Source organism: Kitasatospora sp. NPDC053308, from assembly GCF_055585785.1.
In genome coordinates, this window is the sequence record NZ_JBVJJY010000015.1 from 70793 (window position 1) to 95294 (window position 24502).

At 76.7% G+C, this 24502-nt stretch carries 23 protein-coding genes; 7 read left to right on the forward strand and 16 right to left on the reverse strand.

Translation table 11 applies throughout. The annotated features are described in order from the left end of the window. Positions 1–50: 50 nt before the first annotated feature. The gene (locus ACZ6Y7_RS27900) at positions 51–725 is read left to right on the forward strand and encodes a pyridoxal phosphate-dependent decarboxylase family protein (protein WP_465760691.1); all 675 of its coding nucleotides are present in this window, start codon (positions 51–53) and stop codon (positions 723–725) included. Positions 726–1232: 507 nt separating this feature from the next. On the opposite strand, the gene ACZ6Y7_RS27905 is transcribed toward ACZ6Y7_RS27900, so the two are convergent. From ACZ6Y7_RS27905 to ACZ6Y7_RS27965, 13 genes are all read right to left on the reverse strand, one after another. Continuing rightward, the gene (locus ACZ6Y7_RS27905) at positions 1233–1409 is read right to left on the reverse strand and encodes a hypothetical protein (protein ID WP_465760692.1); all 177 of its coding nucleotides are present in this window, start codon (positions 1407–1409) and stop codon (positions 1233–1235) included. Between the two features lie 122 nt (positions 1410–1531). Continuing rightward, positions 1532–2488, reverse strand: coding sequence for an alpha/beta fold hydrolase (locus ACZ6Y7_RS27910; protein WP_465760693.1), 957 nt, complete (start codon positions 2486–2488; stop codon positions 1532–1534). Further along, positions 2485–3273 carry an indole-3-glycerol-phosphate synthase gene (locus ACZ6Y7_RS27915; RefSeq protein WP_465760694.1) on the reverse strand — a complete coding sequence of 263 codons (789 nt, stop codon included), beginning with the start codon at positions 3271–3273 and terminating at the stop codon, positions 2485–2487. Before ACZ6Y7_RS27915 ends, ACZ6Y7_RS27910 begins: the two co-directional genes overlap by 4 nt. Next, on the reverse strand, positions 3270–3989 hold the full coding sequence (locus ACZ6Y7_RS27920; RefSeq protein WP_465760695.1) for a phosphoribosylanthranilate isomerase: 720 nt from the start codon (positions 3987–3989) through the stop codon (positions 3270–3272). Before ACZ6Y7_RS27920 ends, ACZ6Y7_RS27915 begins: the two co-directional genes overlap by 4 nt. Continuing rightward, complete coding sequence (locus ACZ6Y7_RS27925) at positions 3986–5131, reverse strand: acyl-CoA dehydrogenase family protein (RefSeq protein ID WP_465760696.1); 1146 nt, start codon at positions 5129–5131, stop codon at positions 3986–3988. The genes ACZ6Y7_RS27920 and ACZ6Y7_RS27925 overlap by 4 nt, the downstream gene beginning before the upstream one ends. A 105-nt stretch (positions 5132–5236) precedes the next feature. Beyond that, positions 5237–5611 (reverse strand): ectoine synthase, encoded by a 375-nt coding sequence (locus ACZ6Y7_RS27930; protein WP_465760697.1) that lies wholly within the window; start codon positions 5609–5611, stop codon positions 5237–5239. Next, positions 5605–6486: a tryptophan synthase subunit alpha gene (gene trpA / locus ACZ6Y7_RS27935; RefSeq protein WP_465760698.1), complete on the reverse strand. Its 882-nt coding sequence runs from the start codon at positions 6484–6486 to the stop codon at positions 5605–5607. The genes ACZ6Y7_RS27930 and trpA overlap by 7 nt, the downstream gene beginning before the upstream one ends. After that, positions 6479–7510, reverse strand: a complete 1032-nt coding sequence (locus tag ACZ6Y7_RS27940) for a hypothetical protein (RefSeq protein WP_465760699.1) — start codon at positions 7508–7510, stop codon at positions 6479–6481. Before ACZ6Y7_RS27940 ends, trpA begins: the two co-directional genes overlap by 8 nt. A gap of 4 nt (positions 7511–7514) precedes the next feature. Continuing rightward, on the reverse strand, positions 7515–7784 hold the full coding sequence (locus ACZ6Y7_RS27945; protein ID WP_465760700.1) for an acyl carrier protein: 270 nt from the start codon (positions 7782–7784) through the stop codon (positions 7515–7517). Between the two features lie 255 nt (positions 7785–8039). Then, on the reverse strand, positions 8040–9533 hold the full coding sequence (locus ACZ6Y7_RS27950; RefSeq protein WP_465760701.1) for an AMP-binding protein: 1494 nt from the start codon (positions 9531–9533) through the stop codon (positions 8040–8042). A 5-nt stretch (positions 9534–9538) separates the two neighbouring features. Then, on the reverse strand, positions 9539–10474 hold the full coding sequence (locus ACZ6Y7_RS27955) for a MaoC/PaaZ C-terminal domain-containing protein (RefSeq protein ID WP_465760702.1): 936 nt from the start codon (positions 10472–10474) through the stop codon (positions 9539–9541). Continuing rightward, the gene (locus ACZ6Y7_RS27960) at positions 10471–11706 is read right to left on the reverse strand and encodes a beta-ketoacyl-[acyl-carrier-protein] synthase family protein (protein WP_465760703.1); all 1236 of its coding nucleotides are present in this window, start codon (positions 11704–11706) and stop codon (positions 10471–10473) included. Before ACZ6Y7_RS27960 ends, ACZ6Y7_RS27955 begins: the two co-directional genes overlap by 4 nt. A gap of 38 nt (positions 11707–11744) precedes the next feature. After that, positions 11745–12956, reverse strand: a complete 1212-nt coding sequence (locus tag ACZ6Y7_RS27965; protein ID WP_465760704.1) for an aminotransferase class I/II-fold pyridoxal phosphate-dependent enzyme — start codon at positions 12954–12956, stop codon at positions 11745–11747. Between the two features lie 762 nt (positions 12957–13718). Here ACZ6Y7_RS27965 and ACZ6Y7_RS27970 point away from each other — a divergent pair. From ACZ6Y7_RS27970 to ACZ6Y7_RS27990, 5 genes are all read left to right on the forward strand, one after another. Continuing rightward, positions 13719–14591: an AfsR/SARP family transcriptional regulator gene (locus ACZ6Y7_RS27970; RefSeq protein WP_465760705.1), complete on the forward strand. Its 873-nt coding sequence runs from the start codon at positions 13719–13721 to the stop codon at positions 14589–14591. 1016 nt (positions 14592–15607) lie between these two features. Continuing rightward, a complete protein-coding gene (locus ACZ6Y7_RS27975; RefSeq protein WP_465760706.1) occupies positions 15608–15961 on the forward strand; it encodes an ArsR/SmtB family transcription factor in 354 nt (117 codons plus the stop codon). Positions 15962–16101: 140 nt separating this feature from the next. Then, positions 16102–17094: a phosphotransferase family protein gene (locus tag ACZ6Y7_RS27980; protein WP_465760707.1), complete on the forward strand. Its 993-nt coding sequence runs from the start codon at positions 16102–16104 to the stop codon at positions 17092–17094. A 1004-nt stretch (positions 17095–18098) separates the two neighbouring features. Further along, entirely contained in the window at positions 18099–18854 is a 756-nt protein-coding gene (locus ACZ6Y7_RS27985) for an alpha/beta fold hydrolase (protein ID WP_465760708.1), read from the forward strand. Further along, the gene (locus ACZ6Y7_RS27990; RefSeq protein ID WP_465760709.1) at positions 18847–19305 is read left to right on the forward strand and encodes a MarR family winged helix-turn-helix transcriptional regulator; all 459 of its coding nucleotides are present in this window, start codon (positions 18847–18849) and stop codon (positions 19303–19305) included. The genes ACZ6Y7_RS27985 and ACZ6Y7_RS27990 overlap by 8 nt, the downstream gene beginning before the upstream one ends. Before the next feature lie 197 nt (positions 19306–19502). Here the strand turns inward: ACZ6Y7_RS27990 and ACZ6Y7_RS27995 are convergent, their stop codons facing one another. Then, positions 19503–19976 (reverse strand): MarR family winged helix-turn-helix transcriptional regulator, encoded by a 474-nt coding sequence (locus tag ACZ6Y7_RS27995; RefSeq protein ID WP_465760710.1) that lies wholly within the window; start codon positions 19974–19976, stop codon positions 19503–19505. 90 nt (positions 19977–20066) lie between these two features. Here ACZ6Y7_RS27995 and ACZ6Y7_RS28000 point away from each other — a divergent pair, with 90 nt between their 5' ends. Then, entirely contained in the window at positions 20067–20543 is a 477-nt protein-coding gene (locus ACZ6Y7_RS28000; protein ID WP_465760711.1) for an SgcJ/EcaC family oxidoreductase, read from the forward strand. Between the two features lie 1203 nt (positions 20544–21746). Here ACZ6Y7_RS28000 and ACZ6Y7_RS28005 read toward each other — a convergent pair. Continuing rightward, on the reverse strand, positions 21747–22577 hold the full coding sequence (locus tag ACZ6Y7_RS28005; RefSeq protein ID WP_465760712.1) for a hypothetical protein: 831 nt from the start codon (positions 22575–22577) through the stop codon (positions 21747–21749). 525 nt (positions 22578–23102) lie between these two features. Next, on the reverse strand, positions 23103–23843 hold the full coding sequence (locus ACZ6Y7_RS28010; protein WP_465760713.1) for an MBL fold metallo-hydrolase: 741 nt from the start codon (positions 23841–23843) through the stop codon (positions 23103–23105). Positions 23844–24502 lie beyond the last annotated feature (659 nt).

Consider the following 24502-nt stretch of genomic DNA (forward strand, 5'->3'; position numbering starts at 1 on the left):
CGCCGTCGACCCCCCTCGAACCCGTCACCGCCCTGTGCCGGAGCACCGGGATGTGGCACCACGCCGACGGGGCCTGGGGCGGGCTGGGCGCCGTGGTGCCCGCCCTGGCCCACCTCTACCGGGGCGTCGGCGCCGTGGACTCGATGACGGTGGACCCGCACAAGACCCTCAGCGTGCCGGTCGGCTGCGGTGCCCTCCTGGTCACCGACCCCGGGCACCTGCACACCGCGTTCGCCCACCGCGCCTCCTACCTCGCCCCGGGCGAACCCGACACCCTCCCCTGGCTCTCCCACGCCACCATCGAACTCACCCGCCCCGGCACCCGCGCCCTCGCCCTGTGGGCCACCCTGCACCACCTCGGACGCGACGGCGTCACCGCCCTGCTCCAGCACTACCTGGCCCTCGCCGAGCGCCTGCGCGAGAAGATCGCCGCCGGTCCCCGCCTGGAGGTCGTGGCCGGCGGCCCCTGGCCCGTCGTCTGCTTCCGCCTCACCGACACCGCCGGCGCACCCGACGCCGACGCCCTGCACACCCGTGTCGCCCACCGCGTCCAGAGCGCCGGACGCGCCTACCTCGCCACCGTCACCGTCGAGGACCGCACCGTCCTGCGCGCCTGCGTGTGCCACTACGCCACCGGCGAGAGCGACCTCGACCTGCTCCTTCGGGAAGTCCTCCACGCCGCCGACTCCGACCGCGCGGCGCCCGCCCGCCGCGGGGACGCGTGACCACCCGTCGGCAGCGCCGGCCCGTCCCGTTCGGCCGGGCGGTGCCGTCGGAACCGGGGACCTCTGCCGCCGGAAGCCCGTGAACCGCGGGTCCACGCCGGAAGGAGCCCTGGCCCGCTCCGGCACACCGCCCGCGAAGCAGCCGCCCCCCCCTTCCGCGCTTGCCGCCCGGTGCCGCTCGGGAAGTCGGCTCCGCCGACGTCCCGCTCCCCCGCCCGGGGCCCTGCCGCGCCGCCCGGGCCCGCGGGCGGGTGGCGGCCTCCTGCCGTGGCAGCGGGCCGTGGGCGAGGCACGGGTCCCGCAGGCGGGGGGCGGCGGCGCCGGTCGACGGGGCCGGGCGGCAGGGCGGGCAGGCTGCCGTGACGACCGTGCGGGCCCGCACCTCGTACCTCGTACCTGGTGACGGTCGGGCCGCTGCTCCCGGGCCTGGTGACGGTGTGCCGGGCGTGGGCGGCCCGGCGGCGGGCCACCGGCGGCACCACCGCCTGCTCCTTCTCCCCCGGGGGTTCACCACCCCTTCAGCGGACGGCGGGCCCGCTCGGCCCGCTGCGCGCGGTCGGCCGGTTCGTCCGCCGGGGCGGGGTCCTGGGCGAGTCGGCGGAGGTAGGCGCGCAGGGGCAGGTCCTCGCGGGCGGCGAGCGCGGCCGGGCGGTCGCGGGCCCCGGCGGGGATGCGGATGGTCACGTCGGCCTTTTCGGCTCCTTCCGTCCCTGCGCACCGTAGGGCCCCGTGCCCGTGCCCGTGCCTGTCCCGGTTTCCGCCGTCTCCGGGGCCCCGGCGGGGGCGGGGCCCCGGAGCGGCTGGGGTCAGACGGCGGCGAGCACCGGCGCCGTCCCGGTCCCGGGGGCCGTCCCGCTGCCGGGGGCCGTCCCGGTCCCGGGGGCCGGGGCCGGGGTGGTGGTGGCCAGGCGGGTGCGGCAGTCGTCGGCGAAGGCGAGGGCGCGCAGGTGGTAGGGGCGGGCGGCGTGGCCCAGGGAGAGGTTGTGGCCGGCGCCGCGGGCGGTGACGAGGTGGGCCAGGCCCGGGGGGAAGGCGGTGGTCAGGGCGGTGCGCGCGGCCGGGTCCAGGCGCCACCAGTGTTCGTGTTCGGCGATGGTCAGGCGCACGGGGACGCGGACGCGGGCGGCGAGGGAGGTGTAGCGGGCGGGCCAGGTGGCGAGTTCGCGTCCTTCGAGGGCGGGGACGGGGGTGAGCAGGGTGCGGGCGGCGTGGAAGGTGCCGGGCGGGTAGAGGCCGAGGGGGCCCCAGTTGAGGCGGCCGCCGCCGGCGAGGTCGTCGGGGCGGTCCCAGGCGCCGGGGGCGTAGTGCTGGGCGAGGCCGTTGATGTCGGCGCCGAGCAGGGGCAGGCGGGGGTCGGCGGGCCAGTGGGCGGCGAGGTGGAGGGCGATCTTGCCGCCGAAGGAGTGGGCGAGGAGCTGGACGCCGGCCCCGGTGGGGTGGGCGCGGGCGTAGTCGGTGAGGGCGGCGTGGAGGGTGGCGGCCTGGTCGGCGATGAGCTGGCCGTGGGGCAGGCGGTGGGCGGAGGCGCCGTGGCCGGGGCGGTCGACGGCGAGGACGGTGTAGCCGAGGTCGGCGGCGAGGGTGAGCAGGCTGGTGTCGGGGTGGGCGGGGCCGGCGAAGTAGGCGGCGCGCATGCCGCGGCCGTGGATGGCCAGCAGGACGGCTTTGGGTTCGCCGTGTTCGGGTTCGGCGACGAGGGCGGAGACGGGGATACCGGCGGCGTCCAGGACCAGGGAGCGGGTGCGCAGCGGGTCGGTGGTCATGCGGCGGCTCCGGTGCGGGCGGTGTCGAGGGCGGTGAGCCAGCCGGTGAGGTCGGTGGTGCGCATGAGGGCGGTGCCGACGAGGAGGGCGGCGTAGCCGGCGTCCAGGAGGCGGGCGGCGGTGCGGGGGTCGGTGATGGCGGAGGCGGAGACGGGGGCGCGGCAGCCGGTGGCGCGGACGGCGGGCAGCAGGCGCAGGCTGCGTTCGAGGTCGCCCGGGTCGCGTTCGCGGGTGCGGATGTCTTTGTTGTTGACGGCGATGACGCAGTTCTCGGGGTGGGGCAGGTGGTCGAGTTCGCGTTCGTCGGTGATTTCGACGAAGGGGGTGAGGGCGAGGTCGTGGGCGCCGGCGACCAGGCGGCGCAGGGAGGTGGCGGGCAGCAGGGCGGCGGTGAGCAGGACGGCGGAGGCGCCCATGGCGCGGGCGGCTTCGAGCTGGGCGGGGCGAGTGAGGAAGTCCTTCTGCAGGACGGGCAGGGTGGTGGCGGCGGTGACCTCGCGCAGCAGGCGGGTGGTGCCGCCGAACCAGCGGCCGGTGACGACGGACAGGCAGGGGGCGCCGGCGTGTTCGTAGCGGGTGACGAGGTCGGTGACGGTGCGTTCGCCGATCAGGTCGTTGCCGTGGGGGTCGCGGAGTTTGACTTCCATGACCAGGGGGCGGCGGGCGGTGAGGAGGGCGTCGATGAAGCCGCCGGGCGTACGGGCGGCGGTGCCGGGGGTGGGCGCGGCGCCGACGGCGGGCGCGGTTCCGGGGGTGTGGGTGGGGGTGTGGGTGGGGGTGTTCACAGGGCGGCCTCCTGCAGGCGCGGGTGCCAGGCGCGGGTGAGGGCGGTGACGGCGTCGCGGGTGAGGCGGCCGGTGCGGTCGCGGGCGGCGGTGTCGATGTCGGCGCCGGCGTACAGGGGGTGGTCGGTGACGGTGCGGTAGGTGTCGCGGTTGGCGGTGTTGAGGCCGCCGGCGAGGAGGAAGGGGGTGCGCAGGCGTGGCAGGAGGGCGTGGACGTGGGCGGGGTCCAGGCTCTGGCCGGTGGAGCCGACGCGGCCGTCGTCGGTGACGGTGTCCAGGAGGAACAGGTCGCATCCGGCGCGTTCGAAGGCGGGGGTGAAGGCGCGCTCCAGGCAGCGTCCGCGGGAGAGGTGGAGGACTTTGACGAGGACGGCGTAGGGCAGGCGGGCGCGCAGGTCGGCGACGAGGGCGGGGCTCTGGTAGGCGTGGAGCTGGATCCAGCGGATGCCGGTGGCGCGGGCGAGGCGGGCGAGGTGTTCGGCGTCGTCGAGGAAGGTGACGAGGACGGGTTCCAGGCCCAGGCGGATGGCGGTGGCGGCGAGGTCGGCGAGGTCGGCGGCGTCGAGGTCGGCGGGGCCGCCGGGCACGCCGTGCCACAGGCCCACCAGGGTGGGGCCGGTGTCGGCGAGCAGGGCGAGGTCGGCGCGGGTGCGGGCGCCGCAGACCTTGAGGTGGCCGGGGCGCACGGGGGCGGGGGCGAGGGCGGGGGCGGTCACTTGCCCAGTCCCAGCATGGCGGCGATGCGGTTGTACTGGATCTCGTTGCTGCCGGAGTAGATGGTGCCGGCGACGGCGTTGCGGACGTCCTTCTCCAGTCCGTACTCGGACATGTAGCCGTTGCCGCCGAAGACCTGGACGGCGGCCAGTGAGGTGGCGAGGTTGGATTCGCTGGTGAGGAGTTTGGCGATGGCCATGTCGACGGTGACGTTCTCGCCGGCTTCGAGGCGCTGGGCGGTGTCGTAGAGCCACTTGCGGGCGGTCTCGAGGCGGATCTTGGTGTCGACGATCTTGTTGGCGACGGACTGGTAGGAGCCGATCGGCTTGCCGAAGGACATGCGGGTCTTGGCGTAGTCCAGGCAGCGGGCCAGGCGGTGCTGCATCTCGCCGGTGTTGACGATGAAGGAGTAGAGGATCTCGCGTTTCATGACGTGGTCGAGGACCATGAAGCCGCCGCCGACGCGGCCCAGGACGCGGTCCTTGGGCACGCGCACGCCGTCGAGGAAGAGTTCGGACAGCGGGGAGGTGCGCAGGCCCATCTTCTTGATGGGGTTGCCGGTCGTCAGGCCGGGGGTGTCGGCGTCCAGGAGGAAGGCGGTGACGCCCAGGGCGCCGCCCTGGGGGTGGGTGCGGGCGTAGACGACGATGACGTCGGCGACGGGGCCGTTGGAGACGAAGGTCTTGGCGCCGGTGAGGATGAAGTCGTCGCCGTCGCGGACGGCGCGGGTGCGCATCCGCATGGCGTCTGAGCCGCTGTCGGTCTCGGTGATGGCGTGGGCGCCGATGGCGTCGCCGGAGGCGATGCGCGGCAGGTAGGCCTCTTTGAGGGCGGGTGAGCCGAAGGCCTGCAGGGGGACGCCGGTGGAGGCGAGGGAGGTGGTGACGGAGAAGTTGAGGCCGCCGTCGCGGCAGGTCTCGCCGAGGCCTTCGAGGACGTACATGGTGGTGAGCAGGGACTGGCCCAGGCCGCCGTGGCGTTCGTCGAAGGGCAGGGAGAGGATGCCGGTCTTCTGGATCAGGCGCCACTTGTCGTGGGAGAAGGCGGCCTGTTCGTCGCCTTCGATGTGGCCGGCGCTCAGGTCGTCGCCGAAGCGGGCCAGGCCCTCGCGCAGGGCCTTCTGGTCGGCGTTCCAGCGGATCACGGTGTTGCCGCCTTCCTCCCGGGGCCCGCCGGCGGCGGGGGCCCGGGGTGGCAGGGCCGGCGACGGGTGGGTCGCCGGCGCTCGTCTGAACAGAAGGTCTCGCCTTTAGTAGGCGGAGGAGGAGTGGGCGTCGAGCTGGTGGACCTCGTCGCCGCGCAGGGCCGGGGAGAAGACGCACACCAGGCGCAGGTCCTCGTGGGGGCTGGCGACCAGGTAGTGGGCGTCGTGCCGGTCGAGGGCGTACATGCGCCCGGGGGTGATGGGGTGGGAGTTGCCGTCCATGTCGATGACCTCGCCGGAGCCGGCGATGCAGTAGCAGGCCTCGAGGTGGTTGCGGTACTCCAGGCGGGACTTGGTGCCGGCGTTGACGATGGTGTCGGTGAGGCTGTAGCCGAGGCCGTCGCTGGCGAGCAGGAAGCGGCGGGACAGGCCGTTGCCCCACTCGACGGTCTTCACGTCGGCGATGTCGCGGATCAGCATGCCGGTTGTTCCTCTCGGTCGGTGGTGCGTGCGGGGGTGGGGGTGGTGCGTCCGCCGGCGGCGTCCGGGTGCGCGGGAGGGCCGGGGCGGAGGTCGGTGAGGAAGGCGCTCAGCTCCTCGACGGGGTCGAGGCCTTCGGTCAGGGCGTGTTCGATGCGGGCCACGGCGGCGGAGCCGACGATGGCGGCGTCGGCGCCGGATGCGGCGACGGCGGCCAGGTCGGCGGCGGTCTTGACGCCGAAGCCGACGGCGACGGGGGTCGCGGGGGCGGCGGTGCGCAGCGCGGTGACGGTGTCGGCGAGGGCGCGGTGGCCGGTGGCGGGGGTGGTGCCGGAGCGGCCGTAGTGGGCGACGAGGTAGACGTAGGCGCCTTCGGCGTCGCGGGCGGCGGCGGTGAGGACCTCGGGGGCGGAGGCGGGGTAGCAGGTGGTGACCTGGGGCAGGTGCTGGGTGCGCAGGGCGTGCTGCCAGGCGGGGCGCAGGCGCGGGGGCAGGGCGTGGACGAGCAGGGCGTGGGCTCCGGCGTCGGCGACGGCGCGGGCGGTGGCGGCGGGGTCGCGGTGGCGCAGGCTGTGGCTCCAGTCGGCGAGCAGGACGACTTTGAGGCGTGTCAGGTGCGCGGTGAGGCCGGGGAGTTCGGCCAGGACGGTGTCCAGGGTGGTGCCGGCCTCCAGGGCGCGGGTGGCGGAGCGGCGGATGACGGGGCCGTCGGTGGGTGAGTTCGGGAAGGGGACGGCGAGTTCGAGGACGTCGACGCCGTGGGTGTCGAGCATGCGGGCGAGGTCGGCCAGGCGTCCTGGGGGGTCGCCGGCGTTGAGGAAGACCGCGAGGCCCGGCTCGTCGTGGGGGAAGAGCGGGCGGGTGGGCTCAGACACCGGCGGTCTCCTGGTGGCGGGCGCCGAGGCGTTCGGCGAGGGAGCGGGGGGCGCCGTCGGCGAGCGCGTCCAGGGCGGTGGTGTAGGCGGTGTGCCAGCGGGTGTGGCGGCCGGAGGCGAGGGCGAGGGCGGCGGCGTTGAGGGCGATGGTGCGGGTGGCGGTGTCGCCGGCGCGGCCGGTGAGGGCGCGCAGGAAGTGGCCGGTGAGGTCGTGGGGGTGCGGGGCGAGGTCGGTGAGGGTGCCGGTGGCGGGGGCGACGGCTCCGGCGGGCAGGTGGATGGCGCCGGTGGGGGTGTGCAGGGTGTTGTCGGCGAAGGGCAGGAGCTCGTCGGCGCCGGCGCTGTTGTGGGCGATCCACACGGTGCGGCGCCCGTCGTGGGCGGCGAGGTGGCGCAGCGCGTCCAGGGGGGCGGCGGCGGAGGCGCCGGTGAGCTGGGCGGTGACGGGGACGGTGGCGAGCAGCGGGCCGAGGGTGTTGAGGAAGGCGCCGAAGGGTTTGAGGGTGAGGGGGTAGAGGACGCGGGCCAGGCGGGTGAGGGCCGGCGGGTAGACGTGGGGGCCGGCGAAGGCGATGTTGTGGCGGGCGAGGTGGTCGGCGGTGTGGGCGTGGTGGGAGGTGAGGGTGATGCCCAGGCGTTCGAGGAGGTCGACGGAGCCGGCGGCGCTGGTGTAGGCGCGGGAGCCGGTCTTGACGACGGGGATGCCCATGGCGGCGGCGGTCAGGGCGGCGGCGGTGGAGAGGTTGAAGGTGGCGGGGCCGCCGCCGGTGCCGACGATGTTGACGCTGCCGGGGTGGGCGGGGCCGGGGTCGGGGGCGCGTTCGGTCAGGGAGGTGGTGAGGGCGGCGAGGGTGGCGGTGTCGGGAAGGCGGGTGGTGAGGCTGGCCAGCAGGGCCGCCGCCTGGGCCCGGTCGCTGTCGCGGGCCGGGCCCAGGGTGCGGTGTTCCAGCTGGTCCCACCACGTGCGCCAGGCGTCCAGGGGGACCGGGCGGCCGGCGAGGAGTGCGGTGAGGGCCGGGTGCATGGGATCAGCCGCCCACCGTGGCGGTGGCCGCGGCGCGGCGGGCGGTGATGAAGGCGTCGATGGCGGCGACGGAGCGGAAGTTGTTGGGGTCCAGGTCGGTGTCGTCGACGGGCAGGGAGAAGTGGTCCTCGACCCAGGCGATCAGCTTGAGGACGCCGAGGCTGTCGATGACGCCGTCGGAGAGCAGGTCGTGGTCGTCGGCGAGCTGCTCGGGGGTGACGTCGGGCAGGAACTCCTCGATGAGGAACCGCTTGATCTGGGCGATGTTGCTCATGGGTGGCAACTCCCTTGCGTGAGTACGGGATGGGGACATGGGTGCCGCGTACGGCGTGCCGCGCGTGATGCGTGCCGCGTGCGGCGTGCGGCGTGCGGCCGGCGCGCGCGTGATGCGGTGTGCCGGGTGCGGCGGGCCGCGTGATGCGGTGTGCCGGTGCGGCGTGCCGCGTGATGCGGTGTGCCGCGTGATGCGGTGTGCGGTGTGCCGGATGCGTGCCGGGTGCGGGGTGCCGGGTGCGGTGGGAGGGGGTGGTCAGGGGGTGGCGGCGGGCAGGACGGCCTTGCGGTCGACCTTGCCGGTGGCGGTCTTGGCGAGGGGCTCGTCGTGGATGGCGAGTTTCTCGGGGACGGCGGCGCGCGGCAGGTTGCGGGCCAGGTGCTCGCGCAGGGTGAGGGTGTTGAGGGTGGAGCCGGGGGCGCGCTGGACGGCGGCGTGCAGGCGTTTGCCGGTGAGCGGGTCGGGGGCCGCGGCGACGGCGGCTTCGCGGACCTCGGGGTGGGCGAGCAGGACGCGTTCGACCTCGGCGGTGTTGACGGCCACGCCGCGGACCTTGACCTGGAAGTCGGCGCGGCCGGTGAGGTGGACGCGGCCGCTCTCGTCGCGGGTGACGAGGTCGCCGGTGCGGAACCAGCGCCGTCCGGGTCCGGCGCCGTCGGGCTGGGTGGTGAAGCGGCCGGTGTCGCGGGAGCGGTCGAGGTAGCCGGCCGCCTGGAAGGGGGTGGAGACGTAGAGTTCGCCGCTGCCGGGGCCCTGCAGGGGGGTGCCGTCGGGGGCGGCGATGAGGGTGCGCACGCCCGGCAGGGGCTCTCCGATGGGCACGGGCAGGGCCGCGGCGGCGTCCAGGCGGTCCAGGCGGTGCAGGAAGCTGTCGTTGGTCTCGGTGCAGCCGTAGATGTTGTACAGGCGGGCCTGGGGCAGCAGGGCGGGCAGGGCGGCCAGGGTGCGGGCGTCGATGGCGTCGCCGGTGAACGCGGCGTGCTCGACGCTGTCCAGCGCGGTGGTGGTGCCGGCGGCCTGGGCGAGCAGGGCGTAGGCGAGGGGGACGGCCTGCAGGACGTGCGGGCGGTGGCGGGTGAGCTGGGCGAGCAGGTGGCGGGCGTTCAGGGCGTGGGCGGGGTCGATGAGCAGGCAGGTGCCGCCGGCGGCGAGGGTGGCCCACACGTCGAGCAGGGCGAGGTCGAAGTTCAGCGGCGCGTAGTTCGCCACCGTGCGGCCCGGCCCGAGGTCGAAGGTGTCGTGGGCCCAGGCGGTGAAGCGGTCGACGCCGCTCTGGGCCAGCGGCACGATCTTGGGCAGGTCGGTGGAGCCGGAGGTGGTGAGCATGAAGGAGGTGCCGGCCGCGAGGGTGGGCACCGGCGCGGGCTGGGGCAGGCGGGGCAGGGCGGGGGTGTCCTGCCCGGCGGGGGCGAGCACGCGGCGGGCGCCGGCCTGGGCGAACAGGGCGGCCAGCAGCGCCGGGGCGAGCTGCGGGGAGGGCAGCAGGAAGGGCCGGCGTTCCATCAGGCAGGCCAGCACCAGGGCGATCGCCTCGGGGGACTTGACGGCGAGCAGGCCCACCGGCTCGCCCGGGGCCAGGTCCAGGGCCGCCAGGCGCTCGCGTTCGGCCGCGGCGAGCGCGGCGAGCTCGCCGTAGCCGACGGTGCGCTCGTGCCACAGCAGGGCGGGCGCGTGGGGCCGGGTGCGGGCGTGGGCGGTGAACGCGTCGGGCAGCGCCAGCGGCGCCACGGCCGTCTCCAGGGTGGTCATGGTGCTCACTCCCCCGCCGGGGCGATGCGCGCCCAGCCGGCCTTGAGCGCGGTGCCGGCGTCGGTGGCGACGGTGAAGCGCACCACGGTGCCCGCGTCGTGGGGCTGCAGGGTCAGGCGCAGCGGGGTGCCGGGGCGGGTGGGGGCGGCGAAGCGGGCGCCGAGGGCGGTGACGCGGGCGGGGTCGGCGCCGGCGTAGCGGTCGGTGATCTCCTCGGCGGCCAGGGCGACCAGGTGCATGCCGTGGGCGATGGTGCCGGGGAAGCCGGCCGCGCGGGCGGCGTCGTCGTCCAGGTGGATGGGGTTGAGGTCGCCGGAGGCGTGGGCGTAGGCGGCGGTGTCGGCGGCGGTGAGGGTGCGGGTGAGGGTGAGCGGGCCGGTGTCGGGGGCGGTGCCGGGGTGGGCGGCGGGCGGGACGGCGCCGTGGGGCTGCGGGCCGGTGGCGCCCACCAGCAGGGCGGAGGTGGCGAGGTCGGCGACCGGGGCGCCGGTGGCGGCGTCGGTGAGGCGGGTGGCCAGGGCCAGGCGGGTGCCGCGGGCCTCGCGGCGCACGGCGGTGACCTCGACGGTGACGTCCAGCTCGCCGGGGGCCAGGGGGGTGTGGGTGTGGATCTCCTGGGCGAGGTGGACCACGCCGGTGAAGCCGTCGTCGCCGGCGGTCAGGGCGGTGACGGTGTGCTGGGCCAGGGCGTGGGCGGCGACGAAGGGGTGCGCGGGGGCGGCGCCGGGGCGGGTGGGGGCGGCGAGGCCGGCGCGGGCGGCGGCGCGGTAGGCGGCCAGGTCGGCGGCGGTGACGGTCAGCCGGGTGCGCCGCACGGGCACCGCCGGGGCAGCCGGAGCCGGGGCCGGGGCGGGGGCGTTCGCCGCCGGGGCGGCCGGGGCGGCCGGGGCCGGGGTGGCCGCCGGGGCGGGTGTGGTGTGGGCGGGTGTGGTCGTGGTCATGCGGGGGTCACCACCAGGGTCGCGTTGTGGCCGCCGAAGCCGAACGAGTTGGACAGGGCCGCGCCGCTTCGCACGGGGCGGGCGGCGGTGTGGACGACGTCGAGGTCCAGGCCCTCTTCGGTCTTCTCGTGGTTGGCGGTGGGAGGGACGGTGCGGGTGTTCATGGCCTCGATGGCGGTGATCAGCTCGACGGCGCCGGCGGCGCCGATCAGGTGGCCGATGGCGCCCTTGGTGGAGGTGACCGGCACGCCGTGCGGGCCGAACACGGCGCGCAGGGCGGCGGCTTCGGCGCGGTCGTTGTGCACGGTGGAGGTGCCGTGCGCGTTCACGTGGGCGATGTCGCCCGGGCCCAGGCCCGCGTCGGCGAGGGCGGCGCGCATCGCGGCCACCGCGCCGGCGCCGTCGGGGCGCGGGTTGGACAGGTGGTAGGCGTCCGCGCTGGAGCCGTACCCGGCGAGCAGCGCGTAGGGGGTGCGGCCGCGGGCGGCGGCGTCCGCCAGGCGCTCCAGGACCAGGAAGCCGGCGCCCTCGCCCATCACGAAGCCGTCGCGGTCGGTGTCGAAGGGGCGGGAGGCGGCGGCGGGGTCGTCGTTGCGCAGCGAGTGCGCGCCGAGGTTGCCGAACGCGGCGAGGGTGACCGGGGTGAGGGTGGCCTCGCAGCCGCCGGCGATGACGACGTCCGCGCGTCCGCTCTCCAGCAGCAGCGCGCCGTGGCCGATCGCGTCCGCGCCGGAGGCGCAGGTGGTGGCGATGGTCAGGGCCGTCCCCTGCCAGGCCAGGCGCATCGCGATCTGCGCGGCGGCCGCGTTCGGCATGGTCACCAGCGGCATCAGCGGGGAGACCCGCAGCGGCCCGTGCTCGGTGTACAGGGCGGACTCGCGGTCGCTGGTGGTGCGTCCGCCCACCGCGGTGCCGACCACGATCGCGCTGCGCCCGGGCCCGGGTTCGGGGCGTCCGGCGTCCTGGTGGGCGGCGAGCGCGGCGAGGGTGCCGTAGTGGGCGAAGGGGTCCAGGCGGCGGGCGTCCTTGGCCGGGACGGGCCCGTCCTCGGGCAGGTCGGCGACCGGGCAGCCCAGGCGCACCCGGTGGCGGGCCAGGGCCGGGTCGGTCAGGGCGGTGGCGGTGGAGCGCCCGGAGGCGACGGTGCGCCACAGGGCCTGGACGGTGTGGCCGGCGGGGCTGACCACGCCGAGGCCGGTGACGGCGATCGGCGGGCGGGTGCGGGAGGCCATGGCTGCGTCTGCTCTCCGGGGCTGCGGGCGGGGGGTGGTCAGATCAGGCCGGTCTGGGCGGCCGCGGTCAGGAACGCCTCGGCGGCGAAGTCGATGTCCGCGGCGGTGTGGCGGGCGGTGACCGCGATGCGCAGCCGGGCGAGGTCGTTGGGCACGGCGGGGGTGACGACGGGCAGGCCGATGACGCCGGCCTTGCGGCAGGCGGTGGCGTAGTCGTAGGCGGCGTCGTCGGAGCCGGCGATGACGGGCAGCACGGCGGTGGTGGAGTCCATGGTGGAGATGCCGGCCGCGTTCAGGCGGCTGCGCAGGCGCTCGGCCTGGACCTGGGTGTGGGTGACGCGCTCGGGCTCGCGGCGCAGGATGCGCAGGGATTCCAGGGCGGCGCCGGTCTGGGCGGGGCCCAGGGCGGCGGAGAACAGGAACGGGCGGGCGGCGTAGCGCAGGTGGCCGATGAGGTCGTGGCTGCCGGCGACCCAGCCGCCCATGGAGGGGATGGCCTTGGAGAGGGTGCCGAGCTTGATGTCGACGCGGACCGTGTGGTCGAAGTGCTCCTCGATGCCGCCGCCGGTCGCGCCGATGACGCCCAGCGCGTGGGCCTCGTCGACCATGAGCAGCGCGTCGTAGCGGTCGCAGACCTCGCGCAGTTCGGGCAGCGGGGCGATGTCGCCGTCCATGGAGTAGACGCTGTCGACGATGACCAGGCGCACCCCGGTGGGGGAGGCGGCCTTCAGGCGGCGCTCCAGGTGCTCGACGTCGTTGTGGCGGAAGCGGGTGACGGTGGCGCCCGACAGGCGGCAGCCGTCGACGATGGAGGCGTGGTCGTACTTGTCGATCAGGACGGTGTCGCCCTGGCCGACCAGGGCGCCGACGGTGCCGACGTTGGCGGCGTAGCCGGAGCCGAAGACCAGGGCGCGCTCGCGGCGGGCGTAGCTGGCGACCTCGGCCTCGAGTTCCTCGTGCAGCGGGATGGTGCCGGCCAGGGCGCGCACGCCGTGGTTGCCGGTGCCGTAGACGTCGACGGCGGCCTTGGCGGCGGCCACCACGCGCTCGTCGCCGGCCAGGCCGAGGTAGGAGTAGCCGGACATCATGAGCAGGCGCTCGCCGTCGAGGTCGCAGTAGGCGCTGTCGCGTTCCATGGTGTAGGCGACGAAGCTGTTGCGCCGGGAGGGGTCGGACTCCAGTGCGGCCACCCGGGCGTTCGTTGCGGCCAGCTTCGGCTCCAGGCGGTCCCATGCTCCGGTGGCGTTCACGGGCGTTTCTCCTTCACGGCGTCACGGACTTCTCGGCTTCACAGGGGGGTGCGGGGCTTGCGCGCGTGTCCGCGGGGCGTCCGCGGGGTGTGCGGGTGTTCCGGGGCGTTCCGGGGTGTTCCGGGGTGCTGGTCCGCGGGTGTCCGCGGGGTGTGCGGGTGTTCCGGGGCGTTCCGGGGTGCTGGTCCGCGGGTGTCCGCGGGGTGTGCGGGTGTTCCGGGGCGTTCCGGGGTGCTGGTCCGCGGGTGTCCGGTGCCGCTCCGGCGCGTGTCCGGCTGCGGTCCGGTTTCCTTCCGGTTCTCTTCCGGTTTTCCTGCGGCTGATTCCCGGTATTGCGCGGTACGGGGCGGCGCGGGTGCGGTAGGGCTGGGGGTACGGGGCGGCTGCGGGCGGGATTTCTCGAAGCCTTCACGCGGGGTGCTCAAGGATGGCTACATTTCTACGGCAGGATGCGCAAGGCGTCCGCAATAGCCGCTTTCCCGGCCTGCGGGAACGCTCTGACGTGCGGAAACCTTGCGTCCACGACGCATCGACCGGTCGGCGGGTATGTTTCCCCGACCGGTGTTGACACCGCGCCTCGCGGCGAATGTATGGTCGAAATCCGCCGAAACCGAACGGCTGGTCGGCGGTTTTCGTTCTGTTCCGGGTTTCCCATGCCGACGGTCCGGCACGGGCCGTCACTTCCGCTTTGGCTCAAGGGGGTTGGAGCTAATTGAACGGCTTCAGGGAAGACAGTCCGTCCGGCAGATCGGGGGGGCGGCGATGCTGATCCGCCTCACCGGTCTGGTGGCGGTCGAGCACGAGGACGGTGCCCCGCAGCACCTGTCCAGCGCGCAGGCCCAGGTGGCGTTCGCCCGCCTGGTCCTGGAGCGCTCCAGCGGCACCAGCCGCGACCAACTGGCCGACACCATCTGGCCCGACGGCCTGCCCGACACCTGGGCCTCGGCGCTGCGCAGCGTGGTCAGCCGGGTGCGGGCGTTCGTCACCGACCCCGCCCAGGGCCCCGGCGCGACCCCGCTGATCGCCCAGGGCGGGCGCTACGTGCTGCGGCTGCCGGCGGACGCGGCGGTGGACCTGGAGGCCGCCGCCTCGGCCGTCGGGGAGGCCGGCGAGGCGCTGGCCGCGGGCGGCCACGCGGTCGCCCAGCAGCTGGCCGCGGGCGCGCTGGCCAACCTGCGCGGGGCGTTCCTGCCCGACCACGAGGGCGAGTGGGTGCAGGGCGTGCGCGAGCACGTGGAGGAACTGCGGATCAGCGCGCTGGAGACGGCGAGCCTGGCGGCCTCCGCGCTCGGCGAGGAACACCACGCGCTGCGCTGGGCCGACGAGGCGGTGCGCCGCGCCCCGTTCCGCGAGAGCGCCTACCGCTGCCGCATGGAGGCCCTGGCCGCCTCCGGCAACCGCGCCGAGGCGCTGCGCTGCTACCAGCAGCTGCGCCGGGTACTGGCGGAGGAACTGGGCATCGACCCGGCCGCCGAGACCCAGGAGCTCTACCTCGCCCTGCTGCGCACCCCCACCCCCGCACCGCCCGCCCCGGCGGCGGTACGGGCGGTGGACCCGGTCCTGATGGGCATCTTCGAGCCGCTGGCCCTCACCCGCCTGCCCCGCCCCGCCCCCACCCCGGTGCGCGCCGCCTGACCCCGGGGGCGGGCGGGACCACCCCCCACCCCCCGCCCGCCCCCATCCCCGCCCTTTCCGGCCCGCAACCGCCCGTCCGGCCACGCGCCCCCTCTCCCGCCGCCCCCTCTCCCCCGGCCCGCAACCGCCCGTCCGGCCAAGCCCGTTGCCCACCACCCCGTCCCGCCGCCCGGACCCCGGCCACCCCTCGCCCGACCCCGCCCCGGCCCCCCCGCCCGCAACCGCCCGTCCACCCCGGCCCGTTGACCGCGGCGTCCAGCGCCCCGCGCCGCCCCACGCCACCCCGTCCCCCTCCTCTCGCAACCGCCCGTCCACCCGGGCCCGTTGCCCGCGGCCCCCGGCGCCGCCACCCTCCTCTCCCCCGGCCCGTTGACCGCGGCCCCGGCACCCCGCGCCGCCCCACGCCGGCCCCCCGCCACCCCGGTCCCCCGCCACCCCGGTCCCCCTCCTCTCGCAACCGCCCGTCCACCCGGGCCCCTTGAGCGCGGCCCCCGGCGCCGCCATCCCCCTCTCCCCCGGCCCGTTGACCGCGGCCCCGGCACCCCGCGCCGGTCCCCGGCCACCCCGTCCCGCAACCGGCCCGTCCACCCCGCCCGTCGCCCGCGGCGTCCAGCACCCCGCGCCGCCCCGCGCCGGTCCCCCTGCACCCTGCGCCCCCTCCCCCCGTCCCGCAGCCACCCGTTCTCCCCGGGCCCGTTGACCACGGCCCGCGCACCCCCGCCGCCCCCGTCACCCCCTCCACCCGGCCCGCAACCGCCCGTTCTCCCCGGCCCGTTGACCGGCGGCCCGCGCACCCCGCCCGGGCCGCGGGCCCCTCCCTTCCCCCTGGTCCCCTGGCCCTCCGGCCGGGCGGGCCCGTTGCCGGGGCGGGGCTTGCCCGGACGTGTTGCGCGGGTGTTGCGGGGGGCGTGGCAGATGGGCCGGGCGTAGTAGCGTCTGGGCGTGAAGTCGCGCGCACGGCGCGGTTTTTGACCATGAGACGGACGGGGGTCGAGCAGTGGGAAGGGGTGGTGGGTGTGGGACGGGCACGCGTGGTGGCGCGGGTGATCGTGCACCCTGGTGTGGAGGACGTGAGCGTCCAGCAGGTGCTGGAGGCGCTCGCTGATCCGGCCCGCAGGTCGGTGGTGCGCACGCTCGCGCACGCGGGGGCCGATCTCAGCTGCGGTTCCTTCGAGTTGCCGGTGGGGCGTTCGACCTCCAGCCACCACTTCAGCGTGCTGCGCGAGGCGGGACTGCTGCGCCAGTACTACGTGGGCACGACCAAGATGAACGCGTTGCGCAGCGAGGAGCTGGAGCGCCGCTTCCCGGGCCTGCTGTCGGCGGTGGTGGCGGCCGCGGACGCGGAGGTGCGGGACACCGCGCCGTCCTGAGACGGCACTGGGGCCCGCCCCGGCCTCTGCCCCTGTCCCTCGTCCTGCTCCCGGTGCGGGTCCCGGCCCGGTGCGGGTCCCGGCCCGGTGCGGGTCCCTGCCCGGTGTGGGGCCCGGGGCGGGGCGTAGGCTCCCGGTCCATGATCGGAAACGGTGACGACGGCGACGGCGACGGCGGCGGGGCCGGGGGGCGGACCTTCGCGGACACCCTGCGCTGGGCGCGGGGCGCGCTGCGGCCCGGCGAGCGGATCACCGCGGTGACGGAGCTCAAGGGCGGGTGGACCTCGCGGATGCGCCGCCTGGACGTCGAGGGCCCCGGCGGCGGCGGCGGGCACGCGCTGGTGCTGCGCTCCTTCGTCAAGCCGTTCTACCGCCGGCACGCGCCGGGCCTGCTGGAGCGCGAGGCCGGGGTGCTGCGGCTGCTGGAGAGGGGGGCCGTCCCGGCGGCGCGGCTGCGCGCGCTGGACGCGCGGGGCGCGGCCTGCGACCACCCGTCACTGGTGATGACGCACCTGCCCGGGCGGGTGCGCCTGGAGCAGGACGCGGACACCGCCCGGCGCGCGGGGCTGCTGGCAGTCCAGCTCGCCGGCGTCCACGCGCTCACCGTCGGCGAGGGGCAGCGCCCGCGCGCCTGGCAGGCGTGGACGGCCCCCGGCCTGGTGCGGGTGCCCGGGGCCACGGCGCGCCCCGCCCTGTGGGCGCGGGCGGTGGCGGAGATCGACCGCGCGGCGCCGGCGCTGCGCCCGTGCTTCCTGCACCGCGACTTCCACCCCGGCAACGTGCTGTTCACCGGCAGCGGCGCGGAGCTGGCGGTCAGCGGGGTGGTCGACTGGGTGGAGACCTCCTGGGGGCCGGCCGACCTGGACGTCGCCCACTGCTCCACCGCTCTGGCCCTGCTCCACGGCCCCACCGCCGGCCTGGCCTTCGCCGACCGGTACCGGGAGGCCGGCGGCACCCTCGCCGAGGGCCGCGACCACCTGTACTGGCGGCTGCTGGACGCCCTCGCGTTCGCCCCGGACGCCGAGAAGGTCGCCGTCCCCTGGCGCGAGCTGGGCCGCACCGACCTGACACCGGAACTCCTGACCGCCCGCCTGGAGGACTACCTGCAGGCCCTGTTCGACCGCTACGCCTGAACCCGCCGGACCACCCCCGCCCTCCCCCGGCCCCCACCCCGGCACCCCGGGGGACGCGGACGCGCCGAGGCCCGGCACCGCAACGGGCCCGGGCCCGCAACTCCGGCCCGGCTCCTCCGCCCGGCCGCACGGCGCAGCGCCGCCGTGCGGCCGGGCGGGACACCACCCGCCAGTACCCCGCCGGGCGCCCCGCCCCCTCGCCTCCACCCGCGGCCCCACCCCGTCCCGGATGCCGCCGCGCCCCCACAGCGCCCCGTGCGCGCCACCGCCACGACCGCCCCCGCCGCCAACCCCGGGGACGGACGCGCCGGCCCGGCACCGGCCCGGGCCTGCAGCTCCGGCCCGGCTCCCCCGCCCGGGCGGACGGCGCAGCGCCGCCGTGCGGCAGCCGCACCCCGCCACAGCCGCACCCGCACCCCGCCCCCGCCGCCAACCCCATGGACGCGGACGCACCGGCCCGACACCGGCACCGGCACCGGCCCGGGCCCGCAGATCCGCCATGCGGCAGCCGTACCCCACCCGCGCCGGCCTCCCCGCGCCCAGTCAGCCACCCCGTCCCGGATGCCGCCGCACCCCCGCAGCGTCCCGTGCACACCACCGCCACAGCCGACCCCGCCGGCCGCCCCAGCCATCCCGGACAACCTCAGCCCGCCCCAGGGGACGCGGACGCGCCGGGGCCGGCACGGGCACCGGCCCGCAGATCCGGCGCGACTCCCCGCCCGGGCGGACGGCGCAGCGCCGCCGTGCGGCAGCCGCACCCCGCCCGCGCCCCCGCCCGCGAGCCCGCTTCCCCTCGCGGCCCAGTCGGCCATCCCGTCCCGGGCGCCGCCGCATCCCCGCAGCGTCCCGTGCGCGCCGCCGCCACGGCCGCACCGCGCCGCCAGCCCCAAGCCATCCCGGACAACCTCCGCCCCGCCCCGCACGGACCCGCCCCGCCCCGCACGGACCCGGATGTGACCCCGCTTACATATGACACGACACATGTGTCGTGTAACGTGTCCGTTATGGGCACCCTGGAGAAGAATCCGACCCTCGTCTTCGTCCCCTGCCTGTCCGGCGCCCCGTGGAGCGCCGAGCAGCTCGCCCCCTACGGGCCGGCGCCCCGGCGCACGCTGCGCCTGCCCGAGGGGGTCGACGACATCGAGCGCTACGCCGACCACGTCCGGGACGCGGTCGCGGACCTGGAGGACTACGTGCTGGTCGGCGACTCGTTCGGCGCGAACATCGCGCTCGCGCTCGCCACCCGCCGCCCGCCGGGCCTGCGCGCCCTGGTCCTGTCCGGCGGGTTCGCGGCCGACCCGGTCGACTCGAAGGCGTGGAAGGCCCTGATGCGGGCGGCCGGCAAGGCGCGCGGCCCGCTCTACCGGCAGCTGACGCTGCGGGTGCACGCCCGCCGCCTCGCCTCCCCGTTCGACGGCGAGGGACAGGTGCCCTGGAACGAGGCGCGCAGCCGCGAGCTGTTCCTGGCCAACACCCCGGCCGCGTCCTTCGACGCCCGGGTGCGGGCCGTCCTGGGCGCCGACTACACCGGCGCGCTGGGCCGCGTCGCGGTCCCGACCCTGCTGCTGACACCCGCGCACGACGTGCTGATCGGCGAGAAGGCCTCGAAGGTCATGCTCGCGGGCATCCCCGACGCCCGGGAGGTCGTACTGGAACGCACCGGGCACATGTTCCGCTTCTCCCACCCCGGCACCTACGCCGCCGCGGTCACCGACTTCCTCGCCGCCCTCCCCGCCGCCGGGCAGGCCGCCGGTGCGTAAGGCCGAACACCTGCGGTTCGCGATCCTGGCGGCCCAGCGCGAGGGCAACCGGCTGCTGATCCAGGCCCTCAAGCCCCACGGCGTCACCCCCTCCCAGGCCGAGGTGCTGCGCCTGCTGCAGCAGCACGGCCCGCTGAGCCTGAGCGGGCTCGGGCAGCTGCTGGTGTGCGAGAGCGGCACCAACCCGAGCCGGCTGGTGGAACGCGTCGTGGCGGCCGGGCTGGTCGAGCGCCGCACCGACCCCGACGACCGCCGCTACCTGCGGCTCGACCTCACCCCCGAGGGCGAACGCCTGGCCACCGAGGTCGCCGCGATCGAGGAGTTCCTCTACGCCGCGACGGACGCCGCCTGCGAGGGCCTGGACACCGACGCGGTCCTCACCGTCCTGCACCGCTTCATCGACCCCCTGCCCTCGGGCGAGGCCCTCAACAAGCGCCTCGCCCTCGACTGACACCCCGCACCCCGCACCCCGCCCGCGGCCCGCGCGGCGCGGGGCGCGCGCACCGGCGACCCGCCGGCCCCGCCCGCCGCCTCCGCCCCCGACGGCACCCCCGTCGCCCCCGCCGCCTCCGCCCCCGGCGGCACGCCCCCGGCCGGCCGTCGGTGCCCCGCCGCCTGCGTCCGGGTCACGGCGGCCCGGGTCCGCGTTCAGGCGTCGCGCAGCTGCTCGGCGGCGCGCCGGTAGACGTCGGCGGCGCGGGCGAAGTAGTCGAAGAGGACCTCGCGCTGCCCGGGGGTGCAGCCGGCGATGATCTCGCCGACACCGCGGCGGGCCGGCTCCAGCGCCTCGTCCAGGGCGGCGGGGACGGCCAGCGGCTCGACGAGGACCTTGCGCCGATCCGAGGCGTCGGGGGTGCGGCGCACGTAGCCGGCCTGTTCCAGACGGTCGATCAGGCGCGTGGTGGGGCCGGTGGTCAGCCCGGTGCGGGCGGCCAGCTCGCCGGGGGTCATGGCACCGGCCAGCTGCAGGATGTTCAGCGCGTACAGGTCGGTGGCGCCCAGTCCGCAGGCCCGCGCCGCGGCGTGGCCGTGGAACAGGACCGCGCTCAGATACCGCCGGTACACCTCCCCCGCGTCCCCGCTCCCGCCCTCGGGCCCGCCGGGTGTCTCGGGCGTTGACACGTGAACCCCTCCTCCCTAGTCTCTTCTCCGAGGAAGAGAAATCTTCAACGAAGCTTCTTTACTGGAGAAGCTACCATGAAGGGGTCCGCCATGCCCACGCCCGACACCTCCCGCCCCACCGGCCCCGGCACCGCCCGGCAGGCCGACACCGCCGCGATCCACGCCCTGCTGACACGCGCCGCCGACGCCTGGGGACGCGGCGACGGCGCCGCGTACGGCGCGCAGTTCACCGCGGACGCCACCGACGTCACCTACATCGGCACCCTCCACCGCGGCGCCCAGGAGATCGGACGGGCGCACCAGGCCCTGTTCGACGGCGTCCTCAAGGGCACGAAGCTCACCGTGCGGGTGACGGACCTGCGCTTCCCGGGCCCGGACACGGCGGTGGCGGTGGCCCTGGGCGAGGTCCACAAGGGCCGCCCCCGGCGGCTGGGCAAGATCGCCACCTACACCCTGGTCCGCGAGGCCGACGGCCGATGGCGCATCGCCGCGGTCCACAAGACCCGCCACCGCCGCCTGCTGGAAGCCCTCTCCTTCCGCCTCCAGCCCGCCACCCGCCCCCGCTGACGCGGACACCCCCGCCGGCCCCCGGCCCCCTCCCACCCCCAGCCCCGCCCCGCCCCCGGACCCGCACCGGACGCCGGCCCCACCGACTCCCCACCCGCCCCGCGCGGGCCACCCGCCCGCCACCGCACCCTCAACCCCCCTCCCGCGCACGGGAAGTCAGCCCCACCGACATCCCGCGCCGGGCCGAACCGACCACCCCCTGCCGCACAAACCGGACCACCGGCCGCGTCGGCCCCGCCCGCGGCGAGGACGGGAGCCACCTGAGGGGGTGACGCGGGTGGGAGTGTGCGCCAGGAGCCGAAGTTAAGCCCGCAGGGTGCGATCCGGGTCCTGACGATCCGTGTCCCTGGCAGGCGCGGGGCGCGAGCGCCCGTCCGTTTTCGGGGGCGCCGGACGCCCACGACCTTCATGACGGCCGGGTGAGCCAGAGAGATCGACAGGCTTCGACAGTCCGGATACGACACCGGCCATGCCGAGTCCGCCGAACGCATGGTGCAGGCTCCGAACGACGGCCTGTCCGCTCTGGAAGCACTCCCGCGCGACGATGAGTTCCGGCGTGACCGGGCGAACGATCGCGTGACGATCCACAAGCCGCACGCCTACGCCGGCGAACGGGTGGACCGTGACCCCGCCGGCCGGGTGGCCCGTCGGGCCCTGGTCGCGCCGGCGCTCGCCCGCGGAGCCGACGACGGAGGCCTCCCGTTCCCCGGACCGGAGATCTCCTCTGATCCGGCGATCGCCGCGGACGCCCCGGTGATCGCGGACCGGGCCCGCCCAGGAGATCGGATTCGATCTCACCCGCGACCAGCGCGTGGTGTCCGGGTCGGCTGACCGCCAGGCGTCGGAGGAACCGGCGCGAACCGATGACGGGCAGGCGGCACGGACCGCGTCGCGAGTCCTGGACGGCGGTTCCCTCTCCGCTCGAGGCATCGCCGGCGGCCGATGCGGCGATCACGCCGCTGCGCGCGAGCACCGCGTCCGTCTGGATCCGGACGGCTCTTCGGGGGCGGGGCCGTCCCTTCGGCGCCCGGCACGGCCGGATCCGGTGCCCGGGAGGCGGGAGGACTCGGCACCGGCCCGGAGGAGCGCGCGGCGCAAGGCGGCCCGGCCGGCGATCGCGGCACGGACGCCGTGACGCCGACCGCGCTTTCCGCGCGCCGGTGACGCCCCGTCACCCCAGGGTGGAAGCCGCCGTGCCCGAGCTCAGCGGCGGGCCGGCCGGCGGCGCTCGACGCGGTCGAGGCCGCCGGCGAGGAGGTCGCGGTGGCCGATGGTGAAGTCCCCGTTGGGCAGGGCCTCTCCCGCCCCGTAGTACCGGCCCACGACAGCGGCGGGAAGGAAGGAGCGCAGGCTGTGGCGCATGCCCTCGGGGTACTCGACGCTCTCGCCCCAGCCGGAGGGAGCCCGGTCGGTGGACATCAGGACCCAGTGGTCGACGGGGACGACGGCGTCGAGATCGGGCACTGCTCCGGTGTGGCCGTCCAGCGCGGGCACGGTCAGCCGGTCGGGGTCGAGGGGCGAGTACCACAGCAGGAGGGGTGCGGCACGCTGCGCGTCCGCGTTGTCGAAGCAGCACACGGCGACGGTGTGGTCGGGGAAGTGGTCGGCGTAGAAGCGCAGGAGGTCCGGGTCGAGGGACGGACGCCGGTGCGCCGGCACCCGGTGCAGTGCCGCCGGGATCGCGGTGGGGTCGGCGGCCAGCAGCACCGTGTAGACGTCGTGCTCGAAAACCCGGACGGCCTCCGGCTCCGCGCTCATCCACACGATCTCGTCGGCTGCGACGGCGACGGCGACGGGTCGAACGGCGGCGACCATGCGCTCCAGCACGTCGCCACTGCGTCCGGTGGAGAGGAAGTGCCCCGCGGTGAGCTGCCGGGTGGGCAGGTGCAGCAGCATGGCGTTCGGACCGCCGGCGAGGTTGACGGCGGTGTTCTGGTAGCCCAGGACATGAATGAGGCCGTGCACGGGGTGGTGTTGCCGACCGCAGTACACGATCGTGCCGGAGAACGCGGCCGCACTGGTCGAGATGCACATGGCGGCACGGTAGCGCCCCCGTTCGCGCGGGAACCGGGAGGGTCCGCCAGACCTCCCGGCACCCGAACCCGAACACCCCGCCGCGCACGGGACGTCGGCCCCACCGACTTCCCCCGCCAGACCGCACCACCACCACCGGCCCGGCCCGGCCCGGCCCAGGACGACAACCCCCGCCCCACCACCGCCACCCCGCCCCCCGCCACCCGGACCCGACCACCGACCCCGCCGGCCCGGCACCGAGCGACGACACCCCGCCGCCCCCGGCACCCGACCCCCCGGCCGGCACCGGAAGTCGGCCCCACCGACTTCCCACACCCCACAGGCCACACCACCGCCACCCCCGGCACCGGCACCGGCACCGGCACCGGAACCCACCACCGGCACCCGCACCCGCACTCCCCGCCCCGCACCGGAAGTCGGCCCCACCGACTTCCCACACCCCGCACGGGCGACCCGGCAGCCGCGCCGTGGCCGGGACGGCGCGCCCGGCCACGGCGGGCCGGGGCCGCGCCGGGGCCGGCGGGGTCACAGCGGCAGGCGCATGTCCTCCTCGGCGGCGGTCACGTCGCCTCCGTAGGCGCGGCGGGCCTCCGCCAGGGGCAGGGCGCGGTCGGTCCCGGGCCAGAAGTGGGTGAGCAGCAGGCGGGCGGCGCCGGCGTCGCGGGCGGCGGTGCCGGCCTGGGCGGCGCTGAGCAGCAGGGGGTCGTGGGCCTGGGTGCCGCACAGGGTGGCGCCGGCGATGAGGAGGTCGGCCCGGGCGGCCAGGCGGGCCAGGGCGGGGCCCGGCCCCGCGTCGCCGCTGTAGGCGAGGGTCAGGCCCGGGGCGCTCAGGCGCACGCCCGCGTGGGGGACGTGGTGGGGCAGCGCCTCGGTCTCCAGGCGCAGCGGGCCCAGCCGGTGGACGGTGGCGTGGGCCGGCAGGAGGTGGATGTCGAAGACGTCGTGGAGGTCTTCGCTGGGTTCCATCGCCTGGACGCGGTCCACGACGCCCGCGGGGCAGTACAGGGGCAGGCGCGCCGGGCGGGGGACGGTGAAGTGGCGGGCGCGGGCGAGGGCGCTGAGGTCGGCGCAGTGGTCGGGGTGTTCGTGGGTGACGACGACGGCGTCGAGGCCGGTGGCGGGGGTGTGGCGGAGCAGGCGGGGGAAGGTGGCGTAGCCGAGGTCGAGGGCCAGGCGGTAGCCGTCGTGGTCGAGGAGGAAGCCGCTGGCGGCGCGGTGGGCTTCGGGGTGGGCGGCACTGGTTCCCAGGACTGTCAGTCGGCGCACCGGGTGATGCTCTCACGGCACCGCGGCAACCGGCACGGCACGACAGACACCCACACCCCCGCCACCCGCCGGCCGCCGATGGACCAGGCCGCCGGCGGCGCGACCGCCGCCAGGACGCCGACGGCACGTCATACGGCGAACACCCCCCGTCCCGCCGCACTCCCACCCACCACCACACCCACCGCACCCGGACGGAACGCCCGCGGACAGGCCCCCTCCACGCACGCACCACCCACCACCACCGGCCCGGCCCCGCACGGGACACCGCGGCGCCCAGGGCAGGGCGAGCCGCAAGGGGTGCCCCGCAAACACCATCCCCCCACGCGCCCCCGGCCACGCCCACGCCCGCGCCCGCGCGCCCGTGGCCGGGAACGGGCCGGGCCCAGCACGGGGCGGGCCGCACGAACCGGCCGGCTCACGACTCCCCCCACCCAGCCGCACCCCGACCCACCACCGCGCCGCTGGACGGAACGCCCGCGGACAGGACCCCTCCACGCACGCACCACCCACCACCCCGGCCCCGCACGGGACACCACAAGCGCCCGGGCGGAGCAAGCCGGGACGGGAGCCCGGCACACGACTCCCCCATGCCCACGCTCGCGCACCCGACGGCGGGAACGGGGGCGGGCCGAGGCCGGGGACGGGCCCGAGGCGCGCAG